Below are 6,853 nucleotides of genomic sequence, written 5' to 3' on the forward strand. Positions count from 1 at the left end.
CGCGGCTTTGCGAGCAATTTTTCGCGTAAAGACGCAGAGGCGCAAAACAATATCAACTGTATTTTTGTTGTAAAGTTTCCGGCAATCCATTATTTTTATCGAATGACAGAAGAAAACCTTAAAATTCTTAGCTTCTTCGAAAACATCGAAAAATATTACGGATGTAAAACCGAAATCACGGAAGGATTGTATAGTCTCCATGAAAGTTTTGACAACCACTCAACTACCTGGAATTTGTCAGAGTTTACACTTATCCGTTCCGGTTACAGGAAAAGCGGCGGCCGGATGATGATGGAAGGCGAAAAGATGTATTTTGAAATTTCTGCCGCCCTGATTGTAAGCTTTAAGCAAACAGGCAGGAATTCTTTTGAGTTTATAGAAAAATATGGTGAATCCGTTTTCAGAATTACTAAAATCCGATTCCACTACAGGTATTAAAACATCTATTGCAATTAGGCTTCTACATTTAAAAACTCCATCCTAACCAAACCGTCTTCATCAATTTTGGTCAGGTTGATTTCATGCAGCGTATTTACCAATTCCGGATTCCATGGCGTTTTTACCTTTACATAATTCTCGGTAAAACCATGAATATAGCCTTCTTTGTTTTCTCCTTCAAACAAAACTGTCCTGTTGGTTCCTAACTGACTTTCATAAAAGGCCCTTCTCTTCTTAACAGATAATCCTCTCAACATTTTGCTTCTTTTGGCACGTATGTTGGCAGGAACAGGATTTGGCATTGCCACTGCTTCTGTATTGTCTCTTTCTGAATAGGTAAAAACATGCAGGTAGGAAATTTCCAAATCATTCAGAAAATGATAGGTTTCCAGGAAATGCTCATCGGTTTCACCGGGAAATCCTACAATAACGTCAACCCCTATACAGGCATGCGGCATTACTTCGCGGATTTTATTGACCCTGTTGGTATATACTTCTCTCAGATAGCGGCGCTTCATCTTTTTCAGAATATCGTTGCTTCCGGATTGCAGTGGAATATGAAAATGTGGCACAAATGTTCTTGATTTTGAAACAAATTCGATAGTTTCATCGCGAAGCAGGTTTGGTTCTATAGACGAAATTCTCAAACGCTCAATTCCTTCTACCTTGTCCAATTCCTGAACCAGTTCGTAAAAAGTGTGCTCGTGCTTCTTATTTCCGAATTCTCCTTTTCCATAATCTCCGATATTGACTCCGGTAAGGACAATTTCCTTGATGTTTTGCTGTGAAATTTCTTTGGCATTTTTCAATACGTTTTCCATCGTATCGCTTCTTGAAATTCCTCTTGCCAAAGGAATCGTGCAGTAAGTACATTTGTAATCACAACCGTCCTGTACTTTTAAAAAGGCACGGGTCCTGTCACCAATAGAATAACTGCCCACATAAAAATCTGCTTCGGCTATTTCGCAGGAATGTACTTCGCCGAAATCATTTTTCGACAAATCGTTTATATAATCTGTAATCTTGAACTTTTCTGTAGCACCCAAAACCAAATCCACACCATCAACCGCAGCCAATTCCTCCGGTTTCAATTGCGCATAACAGCCAACTGCCGCTACAAATGCCTTTTCATTGAGTTTCATCGCTTTCTTTACGACCTGCTTGAATTGCTTGTCCGCATTTTCTGTTACCGAGCATGTGTTTATAACATAAATATCGGCAACTTCTTCAAATTCGACACGGTCAAAACCTTCATCCTGAAAGTTTCGGGCAATAGTAGATGTTTCTGAAAAATTCAGCTTACATCCCAGCGTATAAAAAGCAACTTTTTTTCTGTTCTCTGTCATTATAAATTTTCCCGGAAATTGGGGAATTGGTATCTTTAGTTATATTTACATTTTGCAAATAGCCTGCAAATTTACATACAATATTTTTCAAAATGAAATCAATAATATACTACATATCAATATTTTGGATAACGTTAACTTTATGTTCCTGCGGAAAAAGAGCAGAAGAAAATCGCGACCATGAAGTTTTTCGCTTTAACCAGGATGCCAATGTCAGTTCTCTTGACCCTGCTTTTGCAAAATCGCAGGACAATATCTGGATGTGTAACCAGCTTTATAATGGCCTGATACAATTGGACGATAGCCTGAATATTAAACCAGACCTTGCCAAATCCTGGACGATTTCTGAAGATGGGAAAACCTATAATTTCAATTTGAGAAAAGATGTTTTCTTTCATAAAAGCGTCGTATTTGCCAACAGTAAAGATTCAACCCGTACCGTAAATGCCCATGATTTTGAATACAGCTTTAACCGACTTTTAGATGAAAAAATAGCATCGCCAGGTGGATGGATTATGCAGAATGTAGAAAATTTCAAGGCTAAGAATGATACTGTGTTTGAAATCCGGCTAAAGAGACCTTTTCCGGCCTTTTTAGGGCTGCTTTCCATGAAATATGCTTCAGTAGTTCCAAAAGAAGCTTTTGCTGTTCCCGGTTATGACTTTAGGACAAAACCTATTGGCACCGGTCCTTTTCAGTTCAAATTATGGGAAGAAAATGTGAAACTGGTCCTGAGAAAAAATCCGCTGTATTTTGAAAAAGATGAAAACGGAAATCAATTGCCGTATCTGGAAGCCGTAGCTGTAACTTTTCTACCTGACAAACAGAGCGGTTTCCTTTTATTCGCACAGGGTAAAATCGATTTTGTGTCCGGTCTCCATCCGTCTTATAAAGATGAAATTCTGACACAAAGCGGGGAACTTCAGGAAAAGTACAAAAAAGATGTCACCCTGATTACGGGACCTTATCTCAATACGGAATATCTTGGTTTCCGCATGGATGGAAATGACAAGGTATTACTCGACAAAAGAATACGACAGGCAATGAATTACGGATTTGACAGGCAAAAGCTGATAACCTATCTCCGAAACGGAATGGGAACTCCGGCCATAAACGGAATGATTCCTGCCGGGCTCCCGAGTTTTGATGCCTCAAAAATTGGCTATGATTATGATATTCAAAAAGCAAGGGATTTGGTTGCTGCTTATAAAAAGGCTACGGGCGACAAAAATCCAAAAATCACCTTGAGTACCAATGCTACCTACCTTGATATTTCAGAATACCTCCAACGGGAATGGAAAAAAATAGGTCTTGACGTTGCCATAGACGTCAATCCTCCGGCTACTTTAAGGCAAGCCATTTCTACAGGAAAAGTTTCTTTTTTCAGGGCAAGCTGGATTGCGGATTATCCGGATGCAGAAAACTACCTTTCATTGTTCTATAGCAAAAACTTTGCTCCTAACGGCCCTAATTACACACACTTTAAGAGTGATGAGTTTGACAGGCTCTATGAAAATGCTTTCTTAGAAACCGATAATGTCAAACGTTTTGAATTGTATCAAAAAATGGATGATTTAATTATCAAAGAAGCCCCGGTTATTCCTTTATTTTATGATAAGGTTGCCCGTTTTACGCGAAAAAACGTTACCGGTCTTGGCATAAATCCTTTAAATATGCTGGATTTACGCCGGGTTAAAAAAAGTAAAATATAGCGAATTCTCCTATTCCTAATTGTTTCCAAAATCTGATTCTATTTTGGCCGCCAATTCATACATTTAAGCTATAAAATCGGAAAGCATGAAAATCTTAATCATTGAAGATGAGGCCGGACTCCGGGAAGTAATCCAACAATCTTTAGAAAAGGAAAAATACATTGTGGAAACTGCCCATGATTTTATTTCAGGACTGGATAAGCTGGGTTCCTATGATTATGACTGTGTCCTGATTGACATTATGCTGCCTAACGGAAGCGGCCTGGATTTGCTGGCTGAGATAAAAAAACAACGAAAACAGGAAGCCATCATTATCATATCGGCAAAAGATGCGGTAGACGATAAAGTAAAAGGACTTGACCTGGGTGCCGATGATTACCTTAGTAAGCCGTTCCATCTCGCGGAATTGCACGCGCGCATCAAATCAGCCATTCGTCGGAAAAGCCACAATGGCGACAATCATATCGTATGGAAAAACCTGACCCTGTCACCGGAACAGAGAAGCGTTACAGTTAATAATAAAAATCTGGTCTTAAACCGCAAAGAATTCGACTTATTGTATTATTTTGTTATCAATCCCAATCGGCTAATCAATAAAACTGCGCTCGCAGAATATGTCTGGGGCGACCATACCGACCAGGCTGACAATCTTGATTTTGTATATTCGCAGATAAAGAATCTTCGTAAAAAACTGAAGGATGCCGATGCCGAAATGGACATACAGGCAGTATATGGTATTGGTTATAAAATGAGCTGATGAAATTACAAAATTATACGCTTCGCTATCTGGCAATAACGCTTCTTGCTGTCATCCCAATCTGGGCCGGCTTGTTTTATATGCTTATTCTGGACGAAGTGTATGACAATATTGATGATGACCTTAAAAATTCCAAAATCATTATTATCAGGCAGGCTTTTGCTGACGAAAAACTATTGAATACTCCGGAATTCGGCATTAACAAGTTCACTATAAAACCACTCCCAAAAGGGAATTATTCTTATAAAGACGAATTTTCTTCCTCGTCTGAATTTATGGAGTATGACGATGATGATGAGCCTATCCGAACCCTGACCACTGTTTTTAATGATAAAGAAGGCAATCCGCACGAACTTGTCATAAAAGCTTCTATTGTTGAAGAAGACGAGTTGCTCGAAGACCTGGCCCTGGCTCTCTTAGGACTATACGTCATGCTTGTTATCAGTATTCTGATTGTAAACCATTTTCTTTTAAAAAGAATCTGGAAATCGTTTCATGCGATTCTGGACAACCTCAAAAAATTCAGATTGGGAACCGGAATGCAGCCAAAACCCATCAATTCTCCAATTAATGAATTTAAGACACTTGCCAAAGAAGTGGAAGAAATGTTGCAGCGCAACGAAATCATCTATTCCAGCCAGAAACAATTTATTGAGAATGCTTCCCACGAATTGCAGACTCCATTAGCCATCAGCATCAACAAGCTGGAACTATTTGCAGAAAACAATACATTGCCGGAAGAACAAATGTCCGAGATTGGAAAAATTACAGATACTTTAAACCGATTGGTTCGCTTAAATAAATCCTTGCTCATGCTTTCAAAAATTGAAAACCAGCAATTTGCAGAAGAAGAACAGGTTCATTTTAATGAGCTGATTCATCAACTGGCAGATGATTTTTCTGATTTGGCTGCCTATAAAGAAATCACTATTTCTGTTACTGAAAATACTTCGCTATCCTTCAGCATGAACAAAGGACTTGCCACCGCATTAATTAGCAATCTTCTTAAAAATGCTCTGGTCCACAATCATCAGGGTGGAAAGGTTACTTTTGAAATTGATGAAAATAGCATTACGATTTCCAATAGCGGGGCAACAACTCCTTTAAAACCGGAAATTATTTTCAACCGATTCTACAGGCATACCAACACCAACGAATCCACCGGATTAGGCCTTGCCATTGTAAAATCGATTGCCAATACTTATTCTCTTTCGATTAAGTATAGTTTTGTTGACAGCCATCAGTTTAAAATAATTTTTCCGAAAAAATAAACCTTTTTTTATTATTCCTAATTGTTTCCAAATTCTGCTTGTAATCTTGTAGTAGAAATTTAAAACAATTAGCCATGAAAGTACAATTTATCCTGGGATTGATAGCCAGCACATTTTTCAGCCTATCAGTTTCCGCACAAAAAACTACAATTACAACTGCTGAGCTTCCTGCCAATGCACAGACATTTTTAAAGAAACATTTTCCAAACGAAACTCCTACTTATATCGTTAAGGAAAAAGAAATTTTTTCTACAGAATACAAAGTGCAGTTTTCCAATGCTACCGAAATTGAATTTGATGGCAAGGGCAATTGGGAGGAAATAGACGGAAACCATAATGCAATTCCGGTTTCAGCCATTCCAGCCAAGATTGCAGCTTATGTAAAAGCAAATTATAAAGACGCAAATGTCACCAAAATAGACAAGAGTCGTTGGGGTTATGAAGTTGACCTTAGTAACGGTTTGGAATTGGAATTTGATTCCAACGAAAAGTTTTTAAGAATAGACCACTAATTTAAATTTTAGAACTATGAAAAGTATCAGAAATTTACTGGTAACTGCATTTTTAGCATCCATCACAGCATTCTTACTGGCCTCATGCTCTAATGATGACAACAATGACGGCAATACTTCAACAGTAATAGAATTTAGCGCACTTCCTGAAAACGCAAGAACTTTTTTAACGACCCATTTTCCCGGTGTTGAATCCGGAATGATAAAACAAAATGCCATAGCAGATGATGATGGTTCCATTTATGACGTTTATCTTAACAATGGTTTTGAGATTGATTTTGACAGTAATGGAAACTGGACCGATGTAGACGGCAATACCCAGGCAGTTCCTACCACAATTGTTCCGGAAGCCATCACAACCTATGTTACTGCAAATTATGCCGGACAAACTATCAACACTATTGAAATTGAAAGAACAGGTTATGACATAGAACTTTCAAATGGACTGGACCTGGTTTTTGACAGCCAGGGACAGTTTATCAGAATTGACAGCTAATTACATTCTTTTTTTATAAAAATCCAAAGGGAGCTCCATAAATAAAACGGAAGCTCCCTTTTTCAATCAAAATAACCTAAACAAAAATATCTTTATCTCTTCAGCGAGAAGTGAGCCTTGAACTCCTTGCTCGCGTTGTTCTCCTTGTAGAGCACCTTGAACCAGTAGTCGGTCGAAGGAAGCGGGTTGCCGTTCATCGTCCCGTCCCATCCGCCGCCCGCAGGGCTGATCTGCTTCAGAAGCTTGCCGTAGCGGTCGAAGATGTAGATGGCGGCCTCAGGCTGGTCCGCAAGCCCGATGATGTTCCAGGTGTCGTTGTAG

General features: G+C 38.8%; 8 protein-coding genes. 6 read left to right on the forward strand and 2 right to left on the reverse strand.

From position 1 onward, the window contains the following. On the forward strand, positions 1–438 hold a 438-nt coding region (locus ASG38_RS14935), incomplete at its 5' end, for a hypothetical protein (RefSeq protein WP_235498604.1). Between the two features lie 14 nt (positions 439–452). On the opposite strand, the gene mtaB is transcribed toward ASG38_RS14935, so the two are convergent. Next, on the reverse strand, positions 453–1,784 hold the full coding sequence (mtaB, locus tag ASG38_RS14940; RefSeq protein ID WP_056072838.1) for a tRNA (N(6)-L-threonylcarbamoyladenosine(37)-C(2))-methylthiotransferase MtaB: 1,332 nt from the start codon (positions 1,782–1,784) through the stop codon (positions 453–455). 92 nt (positions 1,785–1,876) lie between these two features. On the opposite strand from mtaB, the gene ASG38_RS14945 reads away from it, so the two are divergent. The 5 genes from ASG38_RS14945 to ASG38_RS14965 all read left to right on the forward strand — a co-directional run bounded on the left by ASG38_RS14945 (position 1,877) and on the right by ASG38_RS14965 (position 6,532). Then, a complete protein-coding gene (locus tag ASG38_RS14945; protein WP_056072841.1) occupies positions 1,877–3,496 on the forward strand; it encodes an ABC transporter substrate-binding protein in 1,620 nt (539 codons plus the stop codon). A gap of 85 nt (positions 3,497–3,581) precedes the next feature. Next, positions 3,582–4,253 (forward strand): response regulator transcription factor, encoded by a 672-nt coding sequence (locus ASG38_RS14950; protein ID WP_056072844.1) that lies wholly within the window; start codon positions 3,582–3,584, stop codon positions 4,251–4,253. Then, positions 4,253–5,524 (forward strand): HAMP domain-containing sensor histidine kinase, encoded by a 1,272-nt coding sequence (locus ASG38_RS14955; RefSeq protein WP_056072847.1) that lies wholly within the window; start codon positions 4,253–4,255, stop codon positions 5,522–5,524. The genes ASG38_RS14950 and ASG38_RS14955 overlap by 1 nt, the downstream gene beginning before the upstream one ends. A gap of 74 nt (positions 5,525–5,598) precedes the next feature. Beyond that, complete coding sequence (locus tag ASG38_RS14960) at positions 5,599–6,036, forward strand: PepSY-like domain-containing protein (protein ID WP_056072850.1); 438 nt, start codon at positions 5,599–5,601, stop codon at positions 6,034–6,036. A gap of 16 nt (positions 6,037–6,052) precedes the next feature. After that, on the forward strand, positions 6,053–6,532 hold the full coding sequence (locus tag ASG38_RS14965) for a PepSY-like domain-containing protein (RefSeq protein ID WP_056072854.1): 480 nt from the start codon (positions 6,053–6,055) through the stop codon (positions 6,530–6,532). A gap of 92 nt (positions 6,533–6,624) precedes the next feature. Here ASG38_RS14965 and ASG38_RS14970 read toward each other — a convergent pair. Beyond that, a partial coding sequence (locus ASG38_RS14970) for a T9SS type B sorting domain-containing protein (protein ID WP_157486190.1) occupies positions 6,625–6,853 on the reverse strand: 229 nt, incomplete at its 5' end.

The sequence above is a fragment of the Flavobacterium sp. Leaf359 genome (assembly GCF_001423985.1).
GTDB lineage: Bacteria > Bacteroidota > Bacteroidia > Flavobacteriales > Flavobacteriaceae > Flavobacterium > Flavobacterium lindanitolerans.

What these genes read in the sequence shown, in the direction of transcription:
- ASG38_RS14945 (WP_056072841.1), top strand. Translation starts at nt 1,877, where the DNA reads ATGAAATCAATAATATACTACATATCAATATTTTGGATAACGTTAACT.
- ASG38_RS14955 (WP_056072847.1), top strand. Translation starts at nt 4,253, where the DNA reads ATGAAATTACAAAATTATACGCTTCGCTATCTGGCAATAACGCTTCTT.
- ASG38_RS14960 (WP_056072850.1), top strand. Translation starts at nt 5,599, where the DNA reads ATGAAAGTACAATTTATCCTGGGATTGATAGCCAGCACATTTTTCAGC.
- mtaB (WP_056072838.1), bottom strand. Translation starts at nt 1,784, where the DNA reads ATGACAGAGAACAGAAAAAAAGTTGCTTTTTATACGCTGGGATGTAAG.
- ASG38_RS14950 (WP_056072844.1), top strand. Translation starts at nt 3,582, where the DNA reads ATGAAAATCTTAATCATTGAAGATGAGGCCGGACTCCGGGAAGTAATC.
- ASG38_RS14965 (WP_056072854.1), top strand. Translation starts at nt 6,053, where the DNA reads ATGAAAAGTATCAGAAATTTACTGGTAACTGCATTTTTAGCATCCATC.